This is a genomic window from Streptomyces sp. CC53 (assembly GCF_001865245.1).
In the GTDB taxonomy this organism is placed as follows: Bacteria; Actinomycetota; Actinomycetes; order Streptomycetales; family Streptomycetaceae; genus Streptomyces.
Genome location: NZ_MKXB01000214.1, coordinates 1 through 25387, shown reverse-complemented (window position 1 = coordinate 25387; position 25387 = coordinate 1). Strand labels below are relative to the sequence as shown.

General features: G+C 73.1%; 26 protein-coding genes. 14 read left to right on the top strand and 12 right to left on the bottom strand.

Going from position 1 to position 25387, the window contains the following annotated elements; all coding sequences use genetic code 11:
- Window positions 1-37: 37 nt before the first annotated feature.
- The 3 genes from BJP40_RS28785 to BJP40_RS28775 form a co-directional block, all read right to left on the bottom strand.
- Entirely contained in the window at window positions 38-913 is an 876-nt protein-coding gene (locus BJP40_RS28785) for a MerR family transcriptional regulator (RefSeq protein WP_071269555.1), read from the bottom strand.
- A 72-nt stretch (window positions 914-985) separates the two neighbouring features.
- Complete coding sequence (leuE, locus tag BJP40_RS28780; RefSeq protein ID WP_071269559.1) at window positions 986-1645, bottom strand: leucine efflux protein LeuE; 660 nt, start codon at window positions 1643-1645, stop codon at window positions 986-988.
- A 349-nt stretch (window positions 1646-1994) separates the two neighbouring features.
- The gene (locus tag BJP40_RS28775; protein WP_071269553.1) at window positions 1995-3575 is read right to left on the bottom strand and encodes a methylmalonyl-CoA mutase; all 1581 of its coding nucleotides are present in this window, start codon (window positions 3573-3575) and stop codon (window positions 1995-1997) included.
- Between the two features lie 218 nt (window positions 3576-3793).
- On the opposite strand from BJP40_RS28775, the gene BJP40_RS32450 reads away from it, so the two are divergent.
- Window positions 3794-4762, top strand: a complete 969-nt coding sequence (locus BJP40_RS32450; protein ID WP_079171549.1) for a L,D-transpeptidase family protein — start codon at window positions 3794-3796, stop codon at window positions 4760-4762.
- A 380-nt stretch (window positions 4763-5142) separates the two neighbouring features.
- Here BJP40_RS32450 and BJP40_RS28760 read toward each other — a convergent pair whose 3' ends face one another.
- The 5 genes from BJP40_RS28760 to BJP40_RS28740 form a co-directional block, all read right to left on the bottom strand.
- Complete coding sequence (locus BJP40_RS28760; RefSeq protein ID WP_071283380.1) at window positions 5143-6174, bottom strand: hypothetical protein; 1032 nt, start codon at window positions 6172-6174, stop codon at window positions 5143-5145.
- Entirely contained in the window at window positions 6174-6851 is a 678-nt protein-coding gene (locus BJP40_RS28755) for an RNA polymerase sigma factor (protein WP_071267204.1), read from the bottom strand. Before BJP40_RS28755 ends, BJP40_RS28760 begins: the two co-directional genes overlap by 1 nt.
- A gap of 461 nt (window positions 6852-7312) precedes the next feature.
- The gene (locus BJP40_RS28750) at window positions 7313-7567 is read right to left on the bottom strand and encodes a Txe/YoeB family addiction module toxin (RefSeq protein ID WP_071267206.1); all 255 of its coding nucleotides are present in this window, start codon (window positions 7565-7567) and stop codon (window positions 7313-7315) included.
- On the bottom strand, window positions 7564-7845 hold the full coding sequence (locus BJP40_RS28745) for a type II toxin-antitoxin system Phd/YefM family antitoxin (RefSeq protein WP_071267208.1): 282 nt from the start codon (window positions 7843-7845) through the stop codon (window positions 7564-7566). Before BJP40_RS28745 ends, BJP40_RS28750 begins: the two co-directional genes overlap by 4 nt.
- 207 nt (window positions 7846-8052) lie before the next feature.
- Window positions 8053-8649 carry an RNA polymerase sigma factor gene (locus BJP40_RS28740; protein WP_071267210.1) on the bottom strand — a complete coding sequence of 199 codons (597 nt, stop codon included), beginning with the start codon at window positions 8647-8649 and terminating at the stop codon, window positions 8053-8055.
- A gap of 367 nt (window positions 8650-9016) precedes the next feature.
- Here BJP40_RS28740 and BJP40_RS28735 point away from each other — a divergent pair, with 367 nt between their 5' ends.
- The 3 genes from BJP40_RS28735 to BJP40_RS34730 all read left to right on the top strand — a co-directional run bounded on the left by BJP40_RS28735 (window position 9017) and on the right by BJP40_RS34730 (window position 11867).
- On the top strand, window positions 9017-9445 hold the full coding sequence (locus tag BJP40_RS28735) for a nuclear transport factor 2 family protein (RefSeq protein WP_071283377.1): 429 nt from the start codon (window positions 9017-9019) through the stop codon (window positions 9443-9445).
- Between the two features lie 39 nt (window positions 9446-9484).
- Window positions 9485-11404: a hypothetical protein gene (locus BJP40_RS28730; RefSeq protein ID WP_226962493.1), complete on the top strand. Its 1920-nt coding sequence runs from the start codon at window positions 9485-9487 to the stop codon at window positions 11402-11404.
- Between the two features lie 151 nt (window positions 11405-11555).
- Window positions 11556-11867 carry a hypothetical protein gene (locus BJP40_RS34730; protein WP_071267214.1) on the top strand — a complete coding sequence of 104 codons (312 nt, stop codon included), beginning with the start codon at window positions 11556-11558 and terminating at the stop codon, window positions 11865-11867.
- A 150-nt stretch (window positions 11868-12017) separates the two neighbouring features.
- Here BJP40_RS34730 and BJP40_RS28720 read toward each other — a convergent pair whose 3' ends face one another.
- The gene (locus BJP40_RS28720) at window positions 12018-12602 is read right to left on the bottom strand and encodes a hypothetical protein (protein ID WP_071283374.1); all 585 of its coding nucleotides are present in this window, start codon (window positions 12600-12602) and stop codon (window positions 12018-12020) included.
- A gap of 88 nt (window positions 12603-12690) precedes the next feature.
- Window positions 12691-14322, bottom strand: a complete 1632-nt coding sequence (locus BJP40_RS28715; RefSeq protein ID WP_371258709.1) for a glycoside hydrolase family 20 protein — start codon at window positions 14320-14322, stop codon at window positions 12691-12693.
- 824 nt (window positions 14323-15146) lie between these two features.
- Between BJP40_RS28715 and BJP40_RS28710 the strand changes: the two genes are divergently transcribed.
- From BJP40_RS28710 to BJP40_RS28665, 10 genes are all read left to right on the top strand, one after another.
- On the top strand, window positions 15147-15689 hold the full coding sequence (locus tag BJP40_RS28710) for a 2-oxo-4-hydroxy-4-carboxy-5-ureidoimidazoline decarboxylase (RefSeq protein WP_079171547.1): 543 nt from the start codon (window positions 15147-15149) through the stop codon (window positions 15687-15689).
- 183 nt (window positions 15690-15872) lie between these two features.
- On the top strand, window positions 15873-16253 hold the full coding sequence (gene sdhC / locus BJP40_RS28705) for a succinate dehydrogenase, cytochrome b556 subunit (RefSeq protein WP_079168966.1): 381 nt from the start codon (window positions 15873-15875) through the stop codon (window positions 16251-16253).
- A gap of 8 nt (window positions 16254-16261) precedes the next feature.
- The gene (locus BJP40_RS28700; RefSeq protein ID WP_071265583.1) at window positions 16262-16738 is read left to right on the top strand and encodes a succinate dehydrogenase hydrophobic membrane anchor subunit; all 477 of its coding nucleotides are present in this window, start codon (window positions 16262-16264) and stop codon (window positions 16736-16738) included.
- Between the two features lie 19 nt (window positions 16739-16757).
- Complete coding sequence (sdhA, locus tag BJP40_RS28695) at window positions 16758-18512, top strand: succinate dehydrogenase flavoprotein subunit (protein WP_071283368.1); 1755 nt, start codon at window positions 16758-16760, stop codon at window positions 18510-18512.
- Window positions 18512-19270 (top strand): succinate dehydrogenase iron-sulfur subunit, encoded by a 759-nt coding sequence (locus BJP40_RS28690; RefSeq protein WP_071265587.1) that lies wholly within the window; start codon window positions 18512-18514, stop codon window positions 19268-19270. The genes sdhA and BJP40_RS28690 overlap by 1 nt, the downstream gene beginning before the upstream one ends.
- Before the next feature lie 166 nt (window positions 19271-19436).
- Window positions 19437-20627, top strand: coding sequence for a cytochrome P450 (locus BJP40_RS28685; protein ID WP_071265589.1), 1191 nt, complete (start codon window positions 19437-19439; stop codon window positions 20625-20627).
- 13 nt (window positions 20628-20640) lie between these two features.
- A complete protein-coding gene (locus BJP40_RS28680; protein ID WP_071265591.1) occupies window positions 20641-20835 on the top strand; it encodes a ferredoxin in 195 nt (64 codons plus the stop codon).
- Window positions 20836-21256: 421 nt separating this feature from the next.
- On the top strand, window positions 21257-21664 hold the full coding sequence (locus BJP40_RS28675; protein ID WP_071265593.1) for a hypothetical protein: 408 nt from the start codon (window positions 21257-21259) through the stop codon (window positions 21662-21664).
- Window positions 21665-21670: 6 nt separating this feature from the next.
- Window positions 21671-22069: a thiol-disulfide oxidoreductase DCC family protein gene (locus tag BJP40_RS28670; protein WP_071283366.1), complete on the top strand. Its 399-nt coding sequence runs from the start codon at window positions 21671-21673 to the stop codon at window positions 22067-22069.
- 9 nt (window positions 22070-22078) lie between these two features.
- Complete coding sequence (locus BJP40_RS28665) at window positions 22079-22849, top strand: TetR/AcrR family transcriptional regulator (protein WP_071283364.1); 771 nt, start codon at window positions 22079-22081, stop codon at window positions 22847-22849.
- On the opposite strand, the gene BJP40_RS28660 is transcribed toward BJP40_RS28665, so the two are convergent.
- Both BJP40_RS28660 and BJP40_RS28655 read right to left on the bottom strand, forming a co-directional pair.
- Complete coding sequence (locus tag BJP40_RS28660; RefSeq protein WP_071283361.1) at window positions 22836-24395, bottom strand: ABC transporter substrate-binding protein; 1560 nt, start codon at window positions 24393-24395, stop codon at window positions 22836-22838. The genes BJP40_RS28665 and BJP40_RS28660 overlap by 14 nt on opposite strands.
- A 100-nt stretch (window positions 24396-24495) precedes the next feature.
- The coding region (locus tag BJP40_RS28655) for a metallophosphoesterase (protein WP_256220837.1) at window positions 24496-25387 on the bottom strand (892 nt) is incomplete at its 5' end.

Here is a 25387-nt window from a genome sequence, read left to right as displayed (position 1 = left end):
CGCCCGCCCCCGCCGCCTCGGCGGTGTGCGAACCGGGCTACGCCCGCGGCGCGCGTCCGATCCTGCCTGCCGACTCCCGCGACCGGGCGGGGGCCGCGCCCTCCAGCGGCTCCTGCAGCTCGGTCACCCACCGGCCCCGGTCCTCGGGGCACTCCAGGTACAGCTCGCGGGCGTACCCGGCCGACCGGTGCCCGTGCGCGTCGATCCAGGAGGCGAGCGTCTGCGCCGTCGACAGGACGTCGTCCAAGGACCCGCGGTGGATGACCGTGGCCGCCTGCTCGACCGCGGGCAGGACGACGACCTCCACCCCCGGCACGCGGGTGCCGTCGGGCACGGCCATCCCCGCGTGGACGACGACCGAGCCGTCGCCGGCGCCGGAGTCCTCGTAGGACGCGAGCGCCGGCCCGGAACCGGTGACGCCGGCGGCCTCCAGCCGTGCGCACAGCTCCTCGTACAGCGGGGAGATCACGGATGAGACGTGCTCGGGCGCGAAGCCGGCGGCGACGCCGCTCAGCCGGGCGAGCCGCACGGCCGGGAGACGCTTGACGACGATGTCCTGCGTGGACATGTGTCCCTCGCTTTCGATGACTCGGAGCCTCGCCGTGACCTGGTCCAGGCGGGCGACCGCCTCGGCCACCGCCGCCTCCAGGCCGGCCCGCCGCAGCCGCAGCATCGCGCGCAGCTCGTCCGCGCCCACCTCCCCGTCCACGACCGCCCGGACCTGGTCGAGCGTGAAGCCGAGGTCCTTGAGCGCGATGACGCGGTTGAGCCGGGCGAGCTGCCCGGCTTCGTAGTACCGGTAGCCGCTGTGCGGGTCGACGTGGGCGGGCCGCAGCAGTCCCACGGCGTCGTAGTGCCGCAGCATCCGGACGGACACGCGGCCGTGCCGGGCGAAGTCTCCGATGGTGAACATGACGCCTCCTACGGCACCGCCTCACACCGTGTCAGGGTCAAGCGCGGCCCGGGAACGGGCCTGCGTGCGCCGCTACGCGCTCGCCACCGACAGCTTCACAGCGAAGCCGAGGAACAGCGCGCCCGCCGCCGAGGTGGCCCCGGCGGACAGCCGCCTGCGGCGCCGGAAAGCGGCGGCCAGCTTCGTGCCGCCGAATATCAGCGCACTGAGGTAGAGGACGCTGGCGGCCTGGGCCAGCGTGCCGAGCACGACGAAGGAGAGGGCCGGGTGGGCGTACGCCGGGTCCACGAACTGCACGAAGAAGGCGACGAAGAACAGGATCGCCTTGGGGTTGACCAGGCTGACGACGAGGGCGCGGCGGAAGGGACGCTCCTCGGAGCCGGCACGGGCCGCGGACGGCGTGCCCGCTTCCGTCTCCTGGTCCCGCCGGGTCCGCCACATGCCCCACGCGGCCCGCAGCATGCCGACGGCCAGCCACGTCAGGTACCCGGCGCCGACGTACTTCACGATCCCGAACAGCACGGCGTTGGCCTGGAGCAGGGAGGCGACGCCCGCCGCCGACAGGGTCATCAGGACCGTGTCCCCGCACCAGACGCCGGCCGCGGCGGAGTACCCGGCGCGGACCCCCCGGCGGGCGGCGACGGACAGCACGTAGAGGGAGTTGGGGCCGGGCAGCAGGACGATCAGGGCGAGGCCCGCGAGGTACGTGGGCAGGTCGACGACACCGAGCATGGACAGGAGTGTCGCACGCCGGTACGACACTCCTCCCCGGTGCTCCGCAGGACGAGACGGACGCACCGGCCGCCCGCGCGAAGCGCCGGAACGGACCCCGTCCGGCACCGCTCGCACCCCGGGTGGAGCAGGGACCGGCACGGGTGGATGCGGGCGCCCTTCAGGGGGCGTCGGCCGACACCGGGCGCTGCTCCCGGGCAGGCCCCCGTCCCGGGGGGACCCCCGGTTGTCGGGCGCTCGCGGCCCGCACGGGCCCCCGCCCTAGGACGGGCTCGCTTCCGGGCAGCCCCTGACGGCCTGGGCACCGCCCACGGGGGCGGGCACTGCCCCGGGGGGCAGCACCCGGTTCTCAGAACGCGTCCGTCGGGACGTACGTCCCCCACACCTCCCGCAGGGCGTTGCAGACCTCGCCGACCGTGGCCCGGGCCTTCAACGCGTCCTTCATGGGGTACAGGACGTTGTCCGCGCCCTCCGCGGCCTTCTTCAGGGCCGCGAGCGCCGCGTCCACCGCCTCCTGGTCGCGCTCGGCGCGCAGCTTGGCGAGCCGCTCGGCCTGCTGGGCCTCGATGGCCGGGTCGACGCGCAGCGGCTCGTACGGCTCCTCCTCCTCCAGCTGGAAGCGGTTGACGCCGACGACGACCCGCTCGCCGGAGTCCGTCTCCTGCGCGATCCGGTAGGCGCTGCGCTCGATCTCGTTCTTCTGGAAGCCCCGCTCGATGGCGTTGACCGCGCCGCCGAGCTCCTCGACCTTGCCCATCAGCTCCAGGGCCGCGGACTCCACCTCGTCGGTCATCTTCTCGATGACGTACGAGCCGGCGAAGGGGTCGACGGTCGCCGTCACGTCCGTCTCATACGCCAGGACCTGCTGCGTGCGCAGCGCGAGCCGGGCGCTCTTGTCGGTCGGCAGGGCGATGGCCTCGTCGAAGGAGTTCGTGTGCAGCGACTGCGTGCCGCCGAGCACCGCCGCCAGGCCCTGCACGGCGACCCGCACGAGGTTCACCTCGGGCTGCTGGGCGGTGAGCTGCACGCCGGCGGTCTGCGTGTGGAAGCGCAGCATCCACGACTTGGGGTTCTTCGCCCCGAACTCCTCCTTCATCACCCGCGCCCAGATCCGCCGGGCCGCGCGGAACTTCGCGACCTCCTCCAGGATCGTCGTGCGGGCCACGAAGAAGAACGACAGGCGCGGCGCGAAGTCGTCCACGTCCATGCCCGCCGCCACGGCGGTGCGCACGTACTCGATGCCGTCGGCGAGGGTGAACGCGATCTCCTGCGCGGGCGAGGCGCCGGCCTCCGCCATGTGGTAGCCGGAGATCGAGATCGTGTTCCACTTCGGGATCTCGGCCTTGCAGTACTTGAAGATGTCCGCGATCAGGCGCAGGGAGGGCTTCGGCGGGAAGATGTACGTCCCGCGGGCGATGTACTCCTTCAGCACGTCGTTCTGGATGGTGCCGGTGAGCTTGTCGGCGCTGACGCCCTGCTCCTCGGCGACGAGCTGGTAGAGCAGCAGCAGGAGGGCGGCGGGCGCGTTGATGGTCATCGACGTGGACACCTTGTCCAGCGGGATGCCGCCGAACAGCACCCGCATGTCGTCGACCGAGTCGATGGCGACGCCGACCTTGCCGACCTCGCCGTGCGCGATCGGCGCGTCGGAGTCGTGCCCCATCTGGGTCGGCAGGTCGAAGGCGACGGAGAGGCCCATCGTGCCGTTGGCGATGAGCTGCTTGTAGCGCGCGTTCGACTCGACGGCGGTGCCGAAGCCGGCGTACTGCCGCATGGTCCACGGGCGGCCGGTGTACATGGTCGGGTAGACGCCTCGGGTGTACGGGAACGAACCCGGCTCGCCCAGCTTCTCCGCCGGGTCCCACCCGTCGAGGGCGTCCGGCCCGTACACCGGCTCGATGGGCAGTCCCGACTCCGACTCGCGCGCCATGTGCTGTGCCTTCCGGTAGACCTACTCGCAGGTATCCGACCCTCGCGACGGACTGTAGCGGTGGGCGTGCGACCGGTGGAGAGCCGCACGCTGGGAGCTTCCTCACAGCCTCCTGCCGGGCCGGGTCACAGCATCGTCACAACGCCCCGGAGGGCACGCAACCATCGACCCCCGGGAAGTATCCCTACGGGCAGACAATCCAACCCGGGGGGGCTGACATGCACCGTCGTACGCAGGTGATCCACAGAGGCGCGGGGCGCCGGGGCGCGGTCCGCAGGGCGCTGCTGTCCGCAGCCGCGGTGGCGCTCGCCACCGGCTGCACCGCCCAGGCCGTGGGGGCGGCCGGGTCGGCGTCGCCGTCCACCGCCACCGCGTCCACGGCGGTGTCGCCGTCCGCCACGGCACCGCCCGCGGCGCCGTCGGCAGCGTCCGCGGGCTCGCCCTCGGCGACGGCACCGTCCTCGGCTCCCGCCTCCCCGTCGTCGGCGTCCGCCGCGTCCCCGTCGTCCTCCGACGGCACGGACGGCACGGACGGCAAGCCTTCCGGCGGCGCGGTGCTGATGCAGAAGGGCTCGGAGACCGAGCAGGTGCGCGAGCTCCAGGCGCGGCTGCGCCAGATCGGGTACTTCAAGCGGAGCCCCACCGCGTTCTACGGCACGATCACCAGCGAGGCGGTGTCCGCGTTCCAGAAGAAGCGCGGGCTGCCGGTGACGGGGACCGTCGACGGGACGACGTGGCAGCGGCTGCTCGGGATGACCCGGACGCCGACCGCCGACGAACTGCGGCCCGCGACGACGAACCCGCTGGCCAAGCCCGACGAGCGGTGCATGACGGGCCGGGTGCTGTGCATCAGCAAGGAGAGCCGCACGCTCGCCTGGATGGTCGACGGCGCGGTGGTCTCGGCGATGGACGTCCGCTTCGGTGTGGAGGGCACGGAGCTGGCGACCCGTGAGGGCACGTTCAAGGTGGACCGCAAGGAGCGGACCTGGAAGTCGACGATCTACCACACGTCGATGCCGTACTCGCTGTTCTTCAGCCGGGGCCAGGCCGTGCACTACTCGGCGGACTTCGCGGCGAAGGGCTACAACGGCAACTCGCACGGCTGCGTGAACGTCCGGGACAAGGCCAAGCTGGCGAAGGTGTTCGACGAGGTGCGGGTGGGCGACAAGGTCGTCGTCTACTGGTGAACCGCTGATACGGGGGTGTCCGCGCCCCACCCACGGGGGCCCGTGATCCGCGGAACCCACGGGAACGGGGCGGAGGCCCTGATGCGGGGTTCCTCCGGGCAAGGGGGACGAGGCCCTGAGGGGAGGGGCTGCGGGCGGGCCCTCCGATACGGGGACGAGCCCGCCGGGAGGCAGAGAAGTGGGCGCGGGCGGGACCGGGGGAACGTGTCCCGCCCGCGCCGAATGCGCTGAGCCGTAGGTACGGGGGGAACCCCGGCTCTTTCTTGCGCCGCCGATGACCAGTCGGCTCACTCAGTACTGCGCCACGGCCCCGAAAAGTGTCACACCCCTCGTGCCGCGGGCGGAAACCGCAGGTCAGGGCGGTGCGGCAAAGCTGCGGGTCAGCGCTTGCCGGAGGGCGGGCCGGGGTTGGCCGCCGGTCCGCCGGCGCCGGCCGGCCGCTCCCGGCCGGGCTTCGCACCGGGCCGGTCCCGGTCCCCGTCGGGTTCCGAGTCGCCGTCGCGGTCGCCGCTGCCGCCCGGGGCGGTCGTGCCGCCGCCCTGGCGGCCGCCGAGCACCTGGTCGCAGAACTTCTGCACGCCGCCCCGCGACCGGGCGGCGGACTCCAGCTGCCCGCGGCGCTCGGCGTCGAGGTCGCCGTCCCGCAGGTCGCGGCACGCCTGTGTCACCCGCGTCTGCCAGTCGGGCTCGGGCGCCTTGGTGCCGGCCCCGGCAGCGGTGCCTTCCTGCTCTCGGACGGTGTCGCCCCGGGACGGCGCCGGCGCGGCGCCATCGTTGTCAGAGGTCGGGCCCACGGCCGGCTCCCCCGTGGGGGACGGCCCGTGCGTGAGGGGCGCGGAGGGGTCCGGCGCCGGGGTGGCCCGGTCGGCGGACGACGACGGGGTGCGCGCCCCGGGCAGAGAGGCGGTGGGCTCGCCGGCGACCCGGGGCCCGGGGGTGGCGGAGGCCGACGCGACGGGGACCGGCTCGGGGTCGCCGCCGAGGGCCGGCAGTACGCCCGTGCCCGCGGCGACGGCGACGCCGCCCACCGCCAGGCCGGCGACCGATGCGGCGAGGCCCCACCGGGCGGGGCGCAGCCACCGGCCGGAGCGGGGGCGCCGCAGGGGGCGCGCCGCCGTACCGCCGATGTGGACGGCGTCGAGCTCCTCGGTGGAGGGCGCGGGGGCGGCGTCCCGCGCCGTGGAGCCGGCCTCGGCCCTCGCCGCGCGGAAAGCGCCCAGTGCCCGGTCCTCGCCGGGCAGTTCGCCGGCAGGTCCGGGCGAAGGCGTGCGGGCCGTTCGCACGCCCTCCAGCGCCTCCGCCAGGCGTTCGGCCTGCAACCGTACGTAGTCATCGTCGGCGACGACCGGCTCGCCCCGCAGCAGTCGCTCCGCCGCCTGCTGGTCGAGCCATCCATACCGCTCGTCGGCCATCACATGTCCTTCTGCGTCCGCACGCGCGAATGCGTCACAGCACGGCGCACGATCGTGGGCCGTGCGCCGCCCGCGGCCCGCGGCCCCGGCTGGGGCGGCACGGCATTCAGCGGCACACCGGTCGGGTCGCCGGCGCCCAGGAGTTCGGCGAGCCGCTTGAGACCGCGGTGCGCGGCCGTGCGCACCGCGCCGGGCCGCTTGCCGAGCGTCTCCGCGGCGCTCTTCGCGTCGAGCCCGACGACGACGCGCAGGATGACCGCTTCGGCCTGGTCCTGGGGCAGCTGGGCGATCAGGCTCATGGTGTGTCCGGTCGCGAGGGCGTCCATGGCTTCCACGGCGGTGTCGGCGTCGGCCGGCTTGTCGGTCAGTTCGGTCTCGTCCCCGCCCTGCGCGGGGCGCCTGCCCCGCATCCGCAGGTGGTCGAGGGCGCGGTTGCGGGCGATCCGCGCGGCCCAGCCCCGGAAGCGGTCGGCGTCGCCGCTGAACCGGTCCAGGTCCCGGGCGATCTGCAGCCACGATTCGGACGCCACGTCCTCCGCGTCCGCGTCGCCGACCAGCGTGCGTATGTATCCGAGCAGCCGCGGGTGCACGGCGCGGTACACAGTACGGAAGGCGTTCTCGTCCCCGTCCTGTGCCGCGAGCACTGCGGCGGTCAGCTCCGCGTCGTCCCCCAGCACTCCCACAACCCGTTCCTCAGCGCGGCAGGTCCATTCCAGGCCGCTCCGCCCGGCGCGCAGCAGCACGCTACGTGCTGCCGTCGCATCTCGTCCATGTTTGTACAACATGGAACAGCTTCGGTCGCAGGGAGGTGTGACAGAAAACGCACCCGCGGCGCTGAGAGGAGTACGGGGCCGTTCTACGGTCTCACGGACGGCGACCGGGGCCTCTCCTGTGGGGGGTGGCGGCCCCGGTCGTCTCTCCTTTCCCACCCGCCCCGACTCGGGACGCCGCACGGAAGCGGTGACCAGAGCGACCAACACGTGACCAACCGGCCGGCATCTCCCGTGGCCCTCCTCACGCCGGCTGGGGCGGAGCTCGTCACCGCTCCGTACCGGTTACCTGTGCAGGCCGTGATGGCGCCCTTGGAACACAGACCGACTGGGTCAACGTCCCGGCACAGCTCAGACCGGCTCAGCGCTCAGTAGTGGTAGCGGGCGGCAAGGATCACGATCTCCTTGTCCATGACCAGGTACACAAGGCGGTGCTCGTCGTCGATCCGCCTCGACCACGCCCCGGGCAAGTGGTACTTGAGAGGCTCGGGCTTGCCGATACCTGCGAACGGGTCACGCTTGACGTCCTCGATGAGCCTGTTGACTCGAGCGAGCATCTTGCGGTCGTTCTTGAGCCAGGATGTGTAGTCCTCCCAGCCCTGATCCTCGAAAACAAGCCTCACGCAGCACCCGCGACGGGGTCCACCGCGTCCGGATCGATCAACTCACGCTCCGACACATTGGTGTTACCCAGGGCGTTCTCGTACGCCTTGAGCAGTCGGCGGGCATTCGCCGGCGAACGCAGCAAGTACGAGCCTTCACGTAGCGCCGCATAGTCCTCGGCCGAGACAAGTACGGCGTTGCCATGCTTGGAGACGATCTCGATCGCCTCGTGATCGTCGTTGACCTTCTTGATCAGCGGAAAGAGAGCTTTCCGGGCTTCGCTCGCGGTTATCGACATGGCCTGACCCCCTACCTCAAGTGGTACCGCATAACGTACCACTGCTAGCCCTCTCAAACAGGGCTGGGTGGGGCCGCCACCCTTGGCCTGGCGGAGTCTCGCCCAGGGCGATCCTCGCCCGCGGGGACCGCCGGCGCTCACCGGGCGGGGGCGGGACCGTGGTGCGGCCGCCCGTGGTGCCGAGCGTACGGTCGGCCGCGGGGCGGGTCACGGCGCTGCGGGGCCGCCTCCGGAGTCCGGTGATCGCTGCGGGGTCGCGTCCTCGCCCAGCCGTTCCGCCAGCCGCCTCAGCCCCCGGTGCGCCGCGGTCCGCACCGCGCCGGGCTGTTTGCCCAGGACGCGGGCGGACCTGGACGCGTCCAGTCCCAGCACCACGCGCAGCAGGACCGCCTGCGCCTGGTCGGGCGGAAGGCCGTGGAGCAGTGCGAGGATGCGCGCGGTCGACAGGGCCTCCAGGGCCGCGCCGACGGTGTCCGGGCGGCCGGGCAGTTCCCGTACCTCGTCCTCGATGGCGGTGGTCCGCGGCCTGCGCCGCTGCCTGCGCAGGTGGTCCAGCGCCCGGTGGCGGGCGATCGTCGCCGACCAGCCGCGGAAGGCGTCGCCGTCACCCCGGAACCGGCCCAGGTCCCGGGCGATCTCCAGCCACGCGTCGGCTGCCACGTCCTCGGCGTCCTCGCCCACCAGCCCCCGTAAGAAGCTGAGCAGCCCCGGCTGTAAGGAGCGGTAGACCTGCGCGAACGCCGCCTCGTCGCCCAGCTGGGCGCGCCGGACCGCAGCGCCGAGCTCCGCCTCGTGTCCCCCCACACCGACCTCTTCGCGCCGCGTGCCCGGTTCCTGCTTCCTGCAGAGGTCTGCGCGCGGAGCTGTCGAAATGTCACTGGGCGTGTGGAAGCGGCCTGTTGCGGCACTGCCGGCCCACGGGGCCGGACCCCGGGGAGGCGCCCCGCCGGCCCGCCCGCACGACACCGGAACGGCCGCCCGGCGCCAGAACCGCGGCCAGGGCCACCGCGTCCACCGCTGAAACAAATCTTCACCATATTGGGCGGGCCGGACCGCGCCCGTCGGTGCCCGTGACGCGGATCACCGCTAATCAAGTTTGACCAATGCGTCGACGCGGCATACCTTCATCCAGGTAGTCAAACTTGAACAGTAGGATCAGTAAGGAGCCCGTGTGACCTTCCTGCCGGACACCGGATACACCCCCACCCCCGAGGACCGCGCCGGCCTGGACGCCTGGTTCGCGGAGTACGACGCGGCGAGCGCCCGGCGCGAGATCGCGCGCATGGCCGACATGGCGGTGTTCCCGCTGAACCTGGTGAGCGACGACTCGGCCGGCAACGGCCGGTCGGCGCAGTGGGACCGGGAGCAGTTCGTCGCCACCATGACGCACGTCATGGGCGAGGGGGGCGAGGAGATCACGTTCGAGTCGACCCGGACCCCCGTGTTCCTCTCCCCGTCGATGGCCGTCGTCTTCACCGACTCCGTGATGACGGCCGGCAGCACCACCCGGCAGCTGCGGTACGCCGACGTCCTCGTCCGGCGGGACGGGGTGTGGGCGTTCCAGACGATGATCCAGAGTGGCTGGGGCGACAACCTCTGACCCGCGGAACACCCCGAGCCCGACCGCGATAATGCGTCGGTGAACACTCCCCCGGTATCCCTGCCCGCGGAGCACATACCGCCGGGCACCGCCGCATGGCGGTCCGCCGACGCCCGGGTCTGGCTGTCCGCCGTCCCCGCGCGCTGGGCGCATCCCCTGTGGGCCACCGTCGGCCTGGCCGGCGGTGCCGTCTGGTTCATGGAGAGCGGCCCCGAGCCGTCCTGCACACCCGCGTCTCCGTGCGGGGTGCAGGACTGGCTCGGCTTCGGCCTCCTGACGGTGCTGCTGCTCACCTTCTACTGGCTGTGGCGCCAGCCCCGGCTGGCCCTCGCGGGGCTCGGCTGCGTCGCCGCGGCGCTCGTCGTGGACGAGGTCACGACGGGCGGCGGCTCCCTGGCCGAACCGTCCTGGGCCGGATTCGTCCTGGCCCTCGCCTTCGCCGCCGCCGGAGCCCTGCACCGGCTCGGCGCCGCGGCCCGGCAGCACGCCCTTGCCCTGGCCGCGGCCGGGCCGACGACGGCCCGGCTCCCGCGGGCCGCCCACGCGTTCCGGCGCGGAAGGCTGTCCTTCGCCGTGGCCGCCGTCCTGCTGGCCGTGGCCGGATACGGCTTCTGGCAGGCGGGTGAGGAAGCCGACGCCTACGAGCAGCGTGCGGCACGCCTCGCCCCCGCCACCGCCGAGGTGACGAAGGTGCACGAGGCCGACGACGGCGCGTTCGTGCTCACCCTCGACGTCGGCGACCGGATCGGCACGCGGACCGTGGAGACGCTGTACCCGGAGGACTTCCCCGTCGGCAGCCGCGTCGACGTGCTCGTCGACGGCGACTGGGTGCGGCTCCTCGCGGAGCCGTACGACTCCGTGGGCTGGGAGCTGCTGATGATGGCGGCGACCGTCCTGGGTCTGGCGTTCCTCGCCAACGGCGTCGACGGGAGGTCCCGCGCGGAGCGGCTGCGGCGGGGCCCGCTGCCGGTCCTGCGCGTGCTGGTGCGCGAGGGCCACGCGGACGCGCGGACCTGGGTGTACGCCGCCGACGACCCGGCCGGCGAGCGGCCCCTCCTGCACTTCCACTCCCTCTTCGCCGCCCCCGGCGACGAGGACGCCGCGGAGGACGAGCCGGACGAGGACGCCGCCGCGGAAGGGCTCCAGCGGATGAGCGCGATCCTCAAGGGTGAGGACCCGCCCCCGCCGCTGCGTGAGGCCGTCCTCTACGGGGTGCCGTGCGCCGGTGCCGAACTGGCCTTCGTGGCGCGTGAGGACGAGGACGACTCCGAGGCGTCCGTGGAGTGCAGCGTCACCGCGGTGAAGCCCGCCGTGCCCCGCCTCCTCACCGGGCGCGCCCCCGGAGCGGAGCCCGACCGCGAGAGCTCCCCGCAGAACGGCGAGGCGCCGGGGCAGGGGTCCGCGGCCCCGGTCGCCGCGCGGATGGCGCCGAGCGTCGCACCCCGCGTGTACACCGCCCACGGCATGTCCCGGGCGGTCGGGCTGGTGCTGCTGCTGGTCCAGGGGGCCGGCATCTGGGCCGCCGTGTCCGACGGTCCTTCCTGGCGCTGGCTCTTCCTCCTCCTCACCGTCCCGTGGCTGGTGAACGCCGTGTCCACGGCCCTGAACTGGCGCATCACCGCCGACCGGCGGGGCCTGTGGGTGACGGGGGCCTGGCGGGGGCGCCGCATCCCGTGGGACGCGGTCACGGGCGTACGGCACACCGAGGACCGGATCGTGATCCGCGGAGAGGAGGGGGAGCGCACGGCCCTCTCTCCCACCGGCTGGGCGTGGCTGGAGCGCCGCCTGGGGCGCGAGCCGCACGCGGTGCGCACCGCCGACGAGGTGCGGGCCCTGGTCCACGACCCGGACCTGCGGCCCTGGGAGGAGGCGTCCGCCGGACAGCAGGGCATGCCACTGGGACCCGCGCTCGTGGCGGTGTCGGTGCTGTGGGGCGCGGCCGTGCTGCTCCTGGGCTGAGGACCGGCCGGGCGGCGCCGCCGTCGGCCGTGGGGAAGGGCGGGCGGGGCGGCGGGGCCGCCCCCGGAATCCGCAGGGGCCCGGTGACCCGGAGCCCTTTCCACGCGTCCTCCCGGGTGACAACGCATCACCCGTGGACGAGGAGCAGCCCATGACCTTCCGCACCGCGCCCTTCATCGTGTTCCGTGACGGGCCCGACGTCCGCGAGGACCTCCGGCAGGCCCTGGCCCATGCCGCCCCGGAGGAGCGCCCCGGGCTGGAGCGCGCCCTGCTCCTGGTGGAGGCCCAGTGCGCGCGGTCCGACGACGAGGTGCTCGCGCGGTGGACCGCGAGCGTGCTGGACGGCGCGGGACTCGACGCCGCCCGCGAGCACGTCGCGTCCGTCAAGGCGGTGCGGGAGGCGGCGCCGGGGCTGAGCCTCGTCGCGGCGAACCGCCTGGTGCAGGGGGCCGCGAAACGCTGAGCCGGACGTGGCGTGCGCTGTCCGGGGGCCGCCGCGCCGGAGGGCCGGCCGCCGCACACCGGGCCGCGTGCGGGCGCCGAAGCCGCGGAGGGGCCACCGTGCCGGGAGACCGCCGCACCGGAGGGGCCGGGCCGCCGTCCGGCGGAGGCGTCAGGCGGTGCGGGCGCGGCGGGAGACCACCGCCTGGAGGACGCGGCGGCCCTCGGCCGAAAGGTCCAGGGCCCGGCGCAGCCCGTGGGTGGCGCCGTCCGCGAGGATCTCCAGCACGCGCACCTGCCTCCGCAGCTCACCGGCGGCGAGGGGTCCGACACCGTCGGGCTCCCCGGCCCGGCACCGTTCCAGCACTTCGGCGAGGTCCGGGGACGGCGCGGCGCACAGTCTGTGGTGCAGCTCCAGGGCGGCGAGGGAGCACGTGTCGGCCCAGTCGCGCAAGTCCGGCATCTCCCATGTCGACGGGGCGGCGGCCAGCATCCGGCGGACCAGCTCCGCCTCCTCGGTGGCGTCCTGCGACGCGGTCGCGGCCACCGCCTCCGCCGCCTCCGCGAGTCGCGCCGCCCACGCGTCCCCGCCCCGCGCCACCCCGACCCACAGGGGCCGCAGCTGGTCGGCGGCCTCCGGGACGAGGAGCGGCAGGCAGCGGTCCAGGCAGGCGAGCGCGGAGGCCGCGAGGCCCCGGTCGTCGGCCTGGGCGATCAGCTCCACCAGGCGGGGGGTCGTGCTCGTGCTCGGGCTCATGGCGTCTCCCGTCGCGTACGGACGCGGTACTTCCCCTTACTGCGCCGCCTGACCGGAAAGCGTCACGCCGCGGTGGCCCACCGTAGCGCTACGGCCGGTCCAACCGGTCCGCCAGACGGGTGAAGTCCGCCCAGGGGAGCTGCGGTTCGCGCGGGTCCCACACCTTCTGGGCCAGCGCCCGCAGCGGCAGCCGTATCCCGGCCGCCACCTGGTCCGGCGTCTGCGCGTTCGCGAGGTCGCACCACACGGCGAAGCGCCCGCCGAGCACCTGCCCGGAGTAGCGCTCCGGGACCGGCTGCGAACCGCGCAGCACGAGGGGCGTCCACTGCTCGTAGACCTCCCGGCCCGTCGGGTAGGTGAACTGGTTCGGTTCGCCGAGCACGTAGTAGAGGTACTGGCTGTTCAGGTTGACGAGCTTGCGCCCCTCGGCCAGGTACGGGGCGGGCGGCCGTGCCCCGATCTCCCGGCCCGTCCAGTACTCGACCTCGATGCCGCGGTCGGCCGTGACCACCCCGCCGCCGTGGATGCCGTCGTTCCACGCCTTGGGCTGCTTGCCCGCCGCCCGCACCACGGCCGCCCGGTCGTTGAGCCAGCCGGTCGCCAGGTCCTGGACCCGGGCCTGCGGTCCGTACCTCTCGCGGGCCTCGGCCGCGAGCGCCGGGTACGTCGCCTCGGGGTTGCGGGCCGTCAGGGCCCGGTACTCGTCGGCGCCGACGTGGAAGTACGGCCCGGGGAACAGCTCCGCGTACTCCCGCAGCAGCTCGTCGACGAGCCGCGCCGACGCCGGGTTCGCGATGTCGATCGCGCCGCGCACCGGCGTCCCGCCCGCGGTGCGCAGTTGCAGGGACGGGTGCGCGGCGAGGACGGCGCCGAGGTGGCCCGGCGAGTCGAACTCGGGGACGAGGGTGACGTGCAGCGAGTCGGCGAGCGCGAGGAGCCTGCGCACCTCCGCCTTCGTCAGGTGCTGCGGGGCGACGACTTCGGGATGCGTGGTCGACTCGATGCGGACCGCCTGGTCGTCCGCGAAGTGCAGGTGGAGCTGGTTCAGCTTCAGGTCGGCCAGCTCCCGTATCCGCGCCTCCAGCCAGGCGGCGGTGAAGTGCTTGCGGGCGATGTCGACGAGCAGGCCGCGCTGCGGGCGGCCGGGGCGGTCGCGGACGACCCCTTCGGGCAGCGCGCCACCGGAGCGCAGGGCCTGTTTGACCGTGCGCGTGCCGTAGAAGACGCCCGCCTCGTCGGGGCCGCTGATCCTCACGCGCCCGTCGCGGACGGTGAGGGCGTACGACTCGGGGCCGCCGTCCTGGCCGGTGTCGAGGGCCAGCTCGATGTCGCCGGCGCGGGCCTCGGCCTCGGCGCGGTGGGCGATGCCCAGCTCCCGGGCGAGGAGCCGCGCCTCGTCGTCCAGGGCCCCGCTGCCGGCGGCGACGGAGACCGCGCTGCCGGGCGCGGGCCGCCAGCCGGGCCCGCGGGCGGGTGTGTGCTCCCGGACGGCGGGGATCGTGCGGGGCGCTTCCGACAGGGCGTAGGAGCGGGTGGGGCTGGGGGACGGGGTGGGGTCCGCGGCGGGCAGCGAGGGCGAGGACGCCGCCGACGGCGTACGGGCCCCGGTTGCCGGGCTCGCGGCGGAACCGCCGCCCCCGTCTCCTGCGCAGCCGGCGAGCCCCGCGCACAGCGCCAGGGCCAGGCCGGCGACGGCGGCCCGGCGGTGTCCGCGGGATATCCGCGGGCGCCCGCCCCGGCTGCCGCCGCCGGACCCGCCCGTACCCGCACCGCGCCCACCACCGCTGGACCCGCCGGTCCGCGCACCGCCACGGGCCGGGCCCGTACCCGCACCACGACCGCCCACGGCGGTCCCCGTGCCACGCCCGGACCGGGCGGCCCCCGGTCCGCCGCCCGGTCCGTGCACACCGCCGCACGACGCGGCAGCACCGGCCCCGTCCGGCTTCACCGTCTCGCTCATCGCTCCACCACCACCCGCTCGCTCCTCGTGCACCCCGCGCGCCCACCCTGCCTCACCCGACCGGTTGCCCCCAACAGAGTCCCCCGCACGTCCCGCACGCCCCGGGGCACGGGGGCACGGGCCCCGCCGAGCAGCGCGAGCCCGCCCGCACCCTGCGGACCGCCCGCCCGGCCCGCCGGACCTGCCGGGGCCGCAGCCCTCTCCCGCCCTCCGGGCATGCGGCCTCCCGGCTCCGCGGGCGCGGCGGGCGCCTCCGAAGCCGCGCCGCTACGCGGAACCGGCTCCTGACTGCCGCCCGGCGGGCGACGCGCACCTCCCGGTCCGTTCACGTGCCCGACTCCCCTTCGCCGTGTCGCGGCCACAGGCCGGTCCGTCCGGTCGTGTTCCGGTGGAACCCCGACGCGCCGAGTGCGTCCATTCCTTGTGCGGAAACTCTGCCTTCCGAGTGAAATACGGAAAGGCTCGGGACCACACTTGCTCACCCTCGGTAGCGTTGTGTCGCTTCCCTCACGCCTTTCGCACGCCTCGCACGCCTCCCTCACCCCCCGTGCTCACCCCCCGCTGCCCCGTTCGAGGAGCCCACGCTGTCCCGCGAATCCCCCACCGGCGCCCCGACGACCGTCAGCGCCCGCGCTCCGATACCGACCCGCCCCCGCGACGCCCTCGGCCACTTCAACACGGCGCCCACCGAGGCTGCCGAGACCTCCCTGCTGGCCTGCTGCGGCAGTCGGCGCTGGGCGCACCGGATCGCCGCCCACCGCCCGTACCCCACGGTCGACGCGCTGCTCGCGGCGGCGGACGAGGCCGGGTACGACCTGTCCGGCGCCGATCTCGACGAGGCCCTGGGCGACGAGGTCGCGCCGGCCCTGCCGACCGGCACGCCCGCGGCCGCCCACACCGCGCTGCGCGCCGCGCACGACGCCTACGAGAGCCGCTTCGGCCACGCCTTCGTGATCTGCCTGGCCGGGCACCCGCGGGAGGAGCACCTCGACGCGGTCCTCGGCGGGATCAGATCACGACTCGGCAACGAACCGGAGGAGGAGCGGGCCGTCGCCGCCGACGAACTGAGGCGGCTGGCGCGCGCCCGACTCGCCCAACTCATTGGAAGTCCGGACAATACGGACTGAAGCTCACGGCCAGGTAGTCCGTCCGTGGCTCTTTGTGTGCCTGTTTGATCACACCCTTCGGACCCCGCGCGAGGGAACCGACATCGCGTCGCTACCATGACCGGGGCCGGTGGACCGTACCCGGCCGGGTCCGACCGACAGAGAAGCCGGCCGACCCCAATCCCGCTCCCGGAGGACATTTCCGTGCCGGCTGGAACGTTGTACCGCGGCCGGGAAGGCATGTGGTCGTGGGTGGCTCACCGAGTCACCGGCGTCCTCATCTTCTTCTTCCTGTTCGTGCACGTACTGGACACCGCTCTCGTCCGCGTCTCCCCCGAGGCGTACGACGATGTCGTCGCGACCTACAAGACGCCGCTCGTGGCGCTGCTGGAGTACGGCCTCGTCGCCGCCATCCTCTTCCACGCGCTCAACGGCCTGCGTGTCATCGCCGTGGACTTCTGGTCCAAGGGCCCGCGCTACCAGAAGCAGATGCTGTGGACCGTCATGGGCATCTGGGTGGTGCTGATGGCGGGTGCCATCTACCCGGTCCTCGGCCACGCCGCACGTGAACTCTTCGGGAGCTGACGCCACACATGTCTGCTGACACCACCCCCGCCGTGGGTTCCGTCGAGGGCGCCAGCCTCTACGACGTCGACAACCCGGCCCCGCTGATCGAGCCGCCCCGCAAGCGGACGAAGAAGACCCCGAAGTCGACGCGCGGCAACTTCGAGATGGCCGCGTGGCTCTTCATGCGCCTGTCCGGCGTGGTCCTCGTGGTCCTGATCATCGGCCACCTGCTGATCCAGCTCGTGCTGGACGGCGGCGTCTCCAAGATCGGCTTCGCCTTCGTGGCCGGCCGCTGGGCGTCCCCGTTCTGGCAGGTCTGGGACCTGCTGATGCTGTGGCTCGCGATGCTGCACGGCGCGAACGGCCTGCGTACCGTCATCAACGACTACGCGGAGCGCCCGAACTCCCGCCTGTGGCTGAAGGGCCTGCTGTACACCGCGACGGTGTTCACCATCCTGCTGGGCACGCTGGTGATCTTCACCTTCGACCCGAACATCCGCTGAAGCCGGGGCTGACGAGAACATGAAGATCCACAAGTACGACACCGTCATCGTCGGCGCCGGCGGCGCCGGCATGCGCGCCGCCATCGAGGCGACGAAGCGCAGCCGCACCGCCGTGCTGACCAAGCTGTACCCCACCCGCTCCCACACGGGCGCCGCGCAGGGCGGCATGGCCGCCGCGCTGGCGAACGTGGAGGAGGACAACTGGGAGTGGCACACCTTCGACACGGTCAAGGGCGGTGACTACCTGGTCGACCAGGACGCCGCCGAGATCCTGGCGAAGGAGGCCATCGACGCCGTCCTCGACCTGGAGAAGATGGGCCTGCCGTTCAACCGGACCCCGGACGGCACCATCGACCAGCGCCGCTTCGGCGGCCACTCCCGCAACCACGGCGAGGCCCCGGTCCGCCGGTCCTGCTACGCCGCGGACCGCACCGGCCACATGATCCTCCAGACGCTGTACCAGAACTGCGTCAAGGAGGGCGTGGAGTTCTTCAACGAGTTCTACGTCCTCGACCAGCTGATCACCGAGGTCGACGGCGTCAAGAAGTCGGCGGGTGTCGTCGCGTACGAGCTGGCCACCGGCGAGATCCACGTCTTCCAGGCGAAGTCCGTGATCTACGCGTCCGGCGGCACCGGCAAGTTCTTCAAGGTGACCTCCAACGCCCACACCCTGACCGGTGACGGCCAGGCCGCCTGCTACCGGCGCGGCCTGCCGCTGGAGGACATGGAGTTCTTCCAGTTCCACCCGACGGGCATCTGGCGCATGGGCATCCTGCTGACGGAGGGCGCCCGCGGTGAGGGCGGCATCCTCCGCAACAAGGACGGCGAGCGCTTCATGGAGAAGTACGCGCCCGTCATGAAGGACCTCGCCTCCCGCGACGTCGTGTCCCGCTCCATCTACACGGAGATCCGCGAGGGCCGCGGCTGCGGCCCCGAGGGCGACCACGTGTTCCTGGACCTGACGCACCTGCCGCCGGAGCAGCTGGACGCCAAGCTCCCGGACATCACCGAGTTCGCCCGTACGTACCTCGGCATCGAGCCGTACACGGACCCGATCCCGATCCAGCCCACCGCGCACTACGCCATGGGCGGCATCCCGACCAACGTCGAGGGTGAGGTCCTGGCGGACAACACCACCGTCGTGCCCGGCCTGTACGCGGCCGGCGAGGTCGCCTGCGTGTCGGTGCACGGCGCCAACCGCCTGGGCACCAACTCGCTCCTCGACATCAACGTCTTCGGCCGGCGCGCGGGCATCGCCGCCGCCGAGTACGCGGCGAAGGCCGACTACGTCGAGCTGCCGGACGACCCGGCCTCCCTCGTGCAGGAGCAGGTCGACCGGCTGCGCAACTCCACGGGCGGCGAGCGGGTCGCGGAGCTGCGCCGCGAGCTGCAGGAGACGATGGACGCCAACGTCATGGTGTTCCGCACCGAGCAGACGATCAAGACCGCGGTCGAGAAGATCGCCGAGCTGCGCGAGCGCTACAAGAACGTCGCCATCCAGGACAAGGGCAAGCGGTTCAACACCGACCTGCTGGAGGCCATCGAGCTGGGCAACCTGCTCGACCTGGCCGAGGTCATGGCCGTCTCCGCGCTGGCCCGCAAGGAGTCCCGCGGCGGTCACTACCGCGAGGACTACCCGAACCGCGACGACGTCAACTTCATGCGCCACACCATGGCGTACCGCGAGGTCGGCGCCGACGGCTCCGAGTCCGTCCGGCTCGACTACAAGCCGGTCGTCCAGACCCGCTACCAGCCGATGGAGCGTAAGTACTGATGGCTACCCCGACCCTGGAGAAGGCGGCCGACACCGCCGCCGCCTCCCCGTACATCACGGTCACGTTCCGGATCCGCCGCTTCAACCCCGAGGTGTCGGACGAGGCCCAGTGGCAGGACTTCCAGGTCGACATCGACCCGAAGGAGCGCGTCCTCGACGGGCTCCACAAGATCAAGTGGGACCTGGACGGGTCGCTGACCTTCCGCCGCTCCTGCGCGCACGGCATCTGCGGCTCGGACGCCATGCGCATCAACGGCAAGAACCGGCTGGCGTGCAAGACGCTGATCAAGGACATCAACCCGGAGAAGCCGATCACGGTCGAGCCCATCAAGGGCATGACGGTCCTCAAGGACCTCGTGGTCGACATGGAGCCGTTCTTCCAGGCGTACCGCGACGTCATGCCGTTCCTCATCACGTCGGGCAACGAGCCGACGCGTGAGCGGCTGCAGTCCGCCGAGGACCGGGAGCGCTTCGACGACACGACGAAGTGCATCCTGTGCGCCGCCTGCACGTCGTCCTGCCCGGTGTTCTGGAACGACGGCCAGTACTTCGGCCCGGCCGCGATCGTGAACGCGCACCGCTTCATCTTCGACAGCCGTGACGAGGCGGGCGAGCAGCGCCTGGAGATCCTCAACGACAAGGACGGCGTGTGGCGCTGCCGCACCACGTTCAACTGCACGGACGCCTGCCCCCGCGGCATCGAGGTGACGAAGGCGATCCAGGAGGTCAAGCGGGCGCTGATCACGCGCCGCTACTGACCGCCCCGGCTCCGCGCGAGGCCCGCTCCCTTTCCGGGGGCGGGCCTTCGCCATGTTGGCCGGTACGTGCGTAGCCGGGATAGGTGCAGTCGGCATGTAGTGGGAGCGGCAGGCGTGCCGATGACGTCTGCGTGTCCGCCGTCCCCGTCCGAGTGCGAGGTCCCATATGGCGAACGACGTCACCTTCCCGCAGGACCGCACGTGCCCCTACCACCCGCCGCGCGGCTACGCCCCGCTGCGCGGCTCCAGGCCGCTGGCCCGCGGCAGGCTCTACGACGGCCGCCCCGTGTGGCTGGTGACCGGCCACGCGGCGGCCCGCGAGCTGCTCGCCGACCCCCGGCTGTCCACGGACACGACCCACGAGGCGTTCCCGGTCCCCGCGGAGCGCGCCGAAGCCGTCCGCACCCGGCGCCGGGCCGCCCTGCTCGGGCAGGACGACCCGGTCCACAACCGGCAGCGGCGCATGCTGATCTCCGGCTTCTCGGTGAAGCGCGTCGCCGCGCTCCGGCCGCGGATCGAGCGGATCACCGAGGACCTGCTCGACGCGATGGAGGCGGCCGGTCCGCCAGCGGAGCTGGTGGGCGCGTTCGCGCTGCCGGTGCCGTCCATGGTGATCTGCGAACTGCTCGGCGTGCCGTACGCGGACCATGAGTTCTTCGAGGAGCAGTCGCGGCGCGCGCTGCGCGGCCCGCGGGCGCAGGACTCCGTGGCGGCGCTGGAGTGCCTGGAGGAGTACCTCGGGGAGCTGGCCGACCGGAAGCGGGCCGAGCCCGGCGACGGTCTGCTGGACGACCTCGTGCGGGAGCAGTACGCGCCGGGCCGCATCGACCGCGGGGAGCTGGTCGACCTGGCGCTGATCCTGCTGATCGCGGGCCACGAGACGACCGCCGACATGCTGTCGCTCGGGACGTTCGCCCTGCTGCGGCACCCGGAGCGGCTGGCGGAGCTGCGCGCCGACCCGTCGCGCATGCCGGCCGCGGTGGAGGAGCTGCTGCGGTTCCTGTCGATCGCGGACGGCATGCTGCGCTTCGCGACGGAGGACATCGAGGTGGCGGGCACGACCGTCGCGGCGGGTGAGGGCCTGGTCTTCCCGACGTCGGTGATCAACCGGGACGCGGAGGTGTACGAGGACCCCGACCGGCTGGACTGGGACCGGTCGGCCCGCCACCACGTGGCGTTCGGCTTCGGCATCCACCAGTGCCTCGGCCAGAACCTGGCCCGTGCGGAGATGGAGATCGCCCTGCGCGCCCTGCTGGCCCGGTTCCCGGGGCTGCGCCTGGCGGTCCCCGCGGAGGACATCCCGTTCAAGCCCGGCGACACGCTGCAGGGAATGGTGGAGCTGCCGGTCGCCTGGTGAGGAGCCTGGACCCATGAAGATCTCCCTCGACAGCGACGTGTGCATCGGCGCCGGACAGTGCGCCCTGACGGCACCGGACGTGTTCACCCAGGACGACGACGGGTTCGGCACGGTGCTGCCGGGCCGCGAGGACGGCGGGGGCAGCCCGCTGCTCCGCGAGGCCGCCCGCGCCTGCCCGGTCCGGGCCATCACCCTCACCGAGCCGTAGACCGGCCCCTTTCCCCGGCGGACGCCGTCCCGTGCGGCCCGCCCCTGGCGGGCGGTGCCTGAGCGGCCCCCGCCTCCCCGGCGGACGCCGCACTCAGCGGCCCCGCTCCCCACCGGCGGATGCCGCGCCCACACGGGCGGCATCCGCTTCCTCATGTCCGCCGGTTCCGCATGCCCGCCGTTTCCCCAGGTCCGCCGGGGGCGGGCCGGACGCGCCCCGTCGGCCGTCCCGTCCCGCCCGCGCGACAACGGGCCCGGTCCTGCGGCGTGCCGCGCCCCCTCGGTCCGGCAGGGGCCCCGCCCGTTCGCGTCCGGCACCGACGACCCGCCACCGGGCACCGGACCTCCGCATTGAACATGTTCAAATGAAGGCGTACAGTCATCTCCGACAACGTTTTGAACGTGTTCAAGGAGGGTGGGGCATGGACCTCACAGTGGTTGCCTACGTCGTCTACCTGCTGATCAGCGTGGCGCTGACCATCTGGGTGGCGAGGACGCTCAGCAAGAACGGGCAGGTCTTCCTCGCCGACGTCTTCAAGGGGAACGACAAGCTCGCCCCCGCCGTGAACCACCTGCTGGTGGTGGGCTTCTACCTCGTCAACCTCGGGTTCGTGGCCCTCTACCTCAGCCGGGAGTCGGCCGTCACGGACGCGCGGATGCTACTGGAAGCGCTCTCGGTGAAGCTCGGGGTGGTGCTGCTCGTCCTCGGAGTGCTGCACCTCTTCAACTTCTACGTCCTCAACCGCATCCGCCGCCGCGGCACCCTGGAGCACCAGCAGCGGCCGCCCGTCCCGCCGCAGGCGTGGACCGCACCCGCCACCCGGGCCTGACCCGCCGTGCAGCCCGTCACCCGGCTCACCGTGCTGTACGACCACCAGTGCCCGCTGTGCGTGCACGTGCGGCACTGGCTGCTGCGGCAGCCGGTGCTCGTACCGCTCGACCTCGTGCCCGCCGGGTCGGAGGAGGCCCGGCGGCGGTTCCCCGCACTGGACCACGGGGCCACGCTGGAGGAGATCACCGTCGTCGGGGACGGCGGGCAGGTCTACCGGGGCACCGACGCCTGGATCACCTGCCTGTGGGCCCTCGCCGAGCACCGCGGCACGGCCCGGTGGCTGGCGGGCCCCACCGGCCGGCCGTTCGCCCGCATGGCCGTCCTCGCCGCCGCCAGGTGGCGCGAGGCCACTGCGCCGACCTGCGCCGGCGGGCGGTGCGGGACCGCCGGGAAGCCCCGTTAGGCTCCTCCTGTGAAGGAGCACCAGGACCAGAAGGACGCGAAGGCCGGCGGCAGGGTGGCCAAGAGCGAGCAGACCCGCACCCTCATCCTCGAAACCGCGCTCCGCCTCTTCCAGGAGCGCGGTTTCGACAAGACCACCATGCGGGCCATCGCCCAGGAGGCAGGCGTCTCCGTCGGGAACGCCTACTACTACTTCGCCTCCAAGGAGCACCTGGTCCAGGGCTTCTACGACCGGCTCGCCGCCGAACACGAGGCGGCCGTGCAGTCCGTGCTCGACGGGGACAAGGACCTCGCCGTGCGGATCCGGGGCTCCCTCCTGACCTGGCTGGACGTGGCCGAGCCCTACCACCGGTTCGCCGCGCAGTTCTTCAAGAACGCCGCCGACCCCGAGAGCCCGCTCAGCCCCTTCTCCCCCGACTCCGTCGAGGCCCGGCGCGCCGTGATCTCCATCCACGAACGGGTCCTCCACGGCTCCGACGCCAAGACCGCGCCGGAACTCACCCCTCTGCTCCCCCACATGATGTGGCTGGTGCACATGGGGCTCGTCCTGTACTGGGTGTACGACCGGAGCGAGGGCGCCGAGCGGAGCCGCCGCCTCGTCGAGCGCACCGCCCCACTCGCCGCCCGCGCCATCACCCTGTCCCGGTTCCGAGTGGTGCGCCCGCTCGCCCGACAGGCCCACGACGTGATCGTCGAGTTCATGCCGGGCGCCCGGGACGCCCTGGAGCGGGACGCCGCCGAGGGGCGGGCCACCGGGGGCGGGCCGGCTAGATCCAGCTGAGGTGCCAGAGCCGCCAGATGCCCGTACCGTCCGACAGGTACTGGGATCCGGCCACGTCACCCGTGCTGAGGACGTAGTCCTTCTTCTGCCACAGCGGCAGCAGCGGCACGTCCCGCGCCACCGTCTTGTGGATCTGCCGGAAGTCCTCCACCGCCCACGACCGGTCGGCACGCCCCTGCGTGGCGGCCACGAGTTCGTCGACCCCGGGGCTCGCGTACGTGTTCTGCAAGGCGTTGTCCCGGCCGACGAGCGGCTGGGTGAAGTTGTCCGGGTCCGGGAAGTCCGGCAGCCAGCCCAGGCCGTACGCGTCGTACGCGCCGTTCGCGTACCCCTCCTGGAACTTCGTCCACTCGGCCGACCGCACCGTCACCCGGAACAGCCCCGTCTCCTCCAGTTGCCGGCGCAGCTCCGCCGCCTCGGCCGCCCAGACGGCGCCCTCGCGGTGGCCGAGCGTGAACGGCACCGGCGTCTCGACGCCCGCCTCCTCCAGCAGCTTCCGCGCCCGCTCGGCCCGCTCCCCGTCGTCCGGGTAGTGGTCGAAGAACGGCGTGCCGTGGCCCAGGAAGCCGCGCGGGATCAGCGAGTACAGCGGCTCGACCGTGGATTCGTAGGGCCCCGCGACGATCCCGGCCCGGTCCACGACGGAGGCGACCGCCTGCCGCACCGCCTTCTCCGACATCGGGGACGCCGAGCGCAGGTTGAAGACGAGCATCCGGATCTCCGCGCTCGTCGCCTCGGTCATCTGGATGCCGTCCTTGCGCGGATCCAGGGCGGACAGCGTCTTCGGCGGGAGCTGGCGGTGCGTCACGTCGACCTCGCCGTCCCGCCAGGCGGCGGCCAGTTGCTCACCGTCGGCGTAGTAGCGCACTTCGACCGGGGCGGCCGGGCGGTCGTTGGCCCCCCGGTAGTGCGGGTTGGGCTCCAGCAGCGCCCGGACGCCGGGCTCGTACTCCGCCAGGACGTACGGCCCGGAGCCGTCCACCTCCGCGTCCTCCCGCAGCGCCTGCTCCGGGTAGCGCTCGCGGTCCACGATGGCGCCGGCGCCCGTGGCCAGCTTCTGCGGGAACGTGGCGTCCCGCGCGCCGAGGTGGAAGACGACGGACCGGTCGTCCGCCGTCACGCTCTTCAACGTCGGGAACAGCGGCGCGGGACCCACGTCCGCGGCGATGCCGAGCATCCGGTCGAAGGAGTACTTGACGTCCTGCGCGGTCACCTCCCGCCCGTTGGCGAACCGCAGCCCGTCCCGCAGGGTGCACCGGTACGCCTTCAGCGAGTTCCCGAGGAAGCCGCAGGCGCTCGCGGCGTCCGGGACGGGCGTCGTGGAACCCGCCTCGAAGGTCAGCAACGACTGGTAGACGTTGCTGTAGACGGCCCAGGACCCGGCGTCGTACGCGCCCGCCGGGTCGAGTGACGTGACGGTGTCGGTGGTGCCGACCACGATGGGCCGGCCGTTCTCCCCTCTGGCTGGAAGCAGCTGCCAGGCCCCTGTCCCGACAGCCACCAAAACAAGGCAAACTAGAATGATCCGGACATGGATCGCTCGCATAACCGTGATTCCTTTCACGCCCTCCCCAGTGCGATGGCGCAAACTCAATCACAGGTTGTTAACTTGTCAAAGGGATAGGATTCGCCGGGCGGTCGCCCAACTACGCTTGACGCGATGCCAGTTGCACCACCGTGATGTCCGAGGGCGCACCGACCCGCACCGGCGGGCCCCAGGCGCCCGCCCCGCGGGACACGTACAACTGGGTGTCGCCGTACCTGTCGAGGCCCGCGAGCGTCGGGTTGGCCAGCTCCGCCAGGTGGTTGGCCGGCCACATCTGCCCGCCGTGGGTGTGACCGGACAGCTGGAGGTCCACGCCGTGGCGCACGGCCTCGTGGATGAGCACCGGCTGGTGGGCCAGCAGGACGGCGGCGCGGGCCGGGTCCCGGTCTCCGAGGGCCCGCGCGAAGTCGGGGCCGTCGCCGTAGTTCTCCCCGGCCACGTCGTTGACGCCGGCCAGGTCGAAGCCGCCGGGGACCTCGACACGCTCGTTGCGCAGCGGGCGCAGGCCGAGCTCGCGGACCTCCTCCACCCATTCCTCGGCCCCCGAGAAGTACTCGTGGTTGCCGGTGACGAAAAAGCTGCCGTAGCGGGCGCGGAGCTGGGCCAGGGGCTCGGCGGCGTGGCCGAGGTTCTCCACGGAGCCGTCGACGAGGTCGCCGACGACGGCGATCAGGTCGGGCTGGGTGCGGTTGATGGTGTCGACGATGCGCTGGGTGTGGGCGCGGCCCAGGATGGGTCCGATGTGGATGTCGCTGACCACGGCGACGCGCAGCCCGTGTGCGGCGCGCGGGAGCCGCGCCAGGGGCACGGTGACCCGCTTGACCTGCGGTCCGCGCAGCACACCGTACGTGCCGTAGCCCACCGTGGCGGTCGCCGCGGCGGCGGCCCCGCCGCCCAGGACGCGGCTCACGAAGAGGCGCCGGGGCATCCCGGCGGCCGCTCCCCGCGGGCGTTCCTCCCGCCCGGTGTCATCCTGCGGCCGGTCCTCCGGT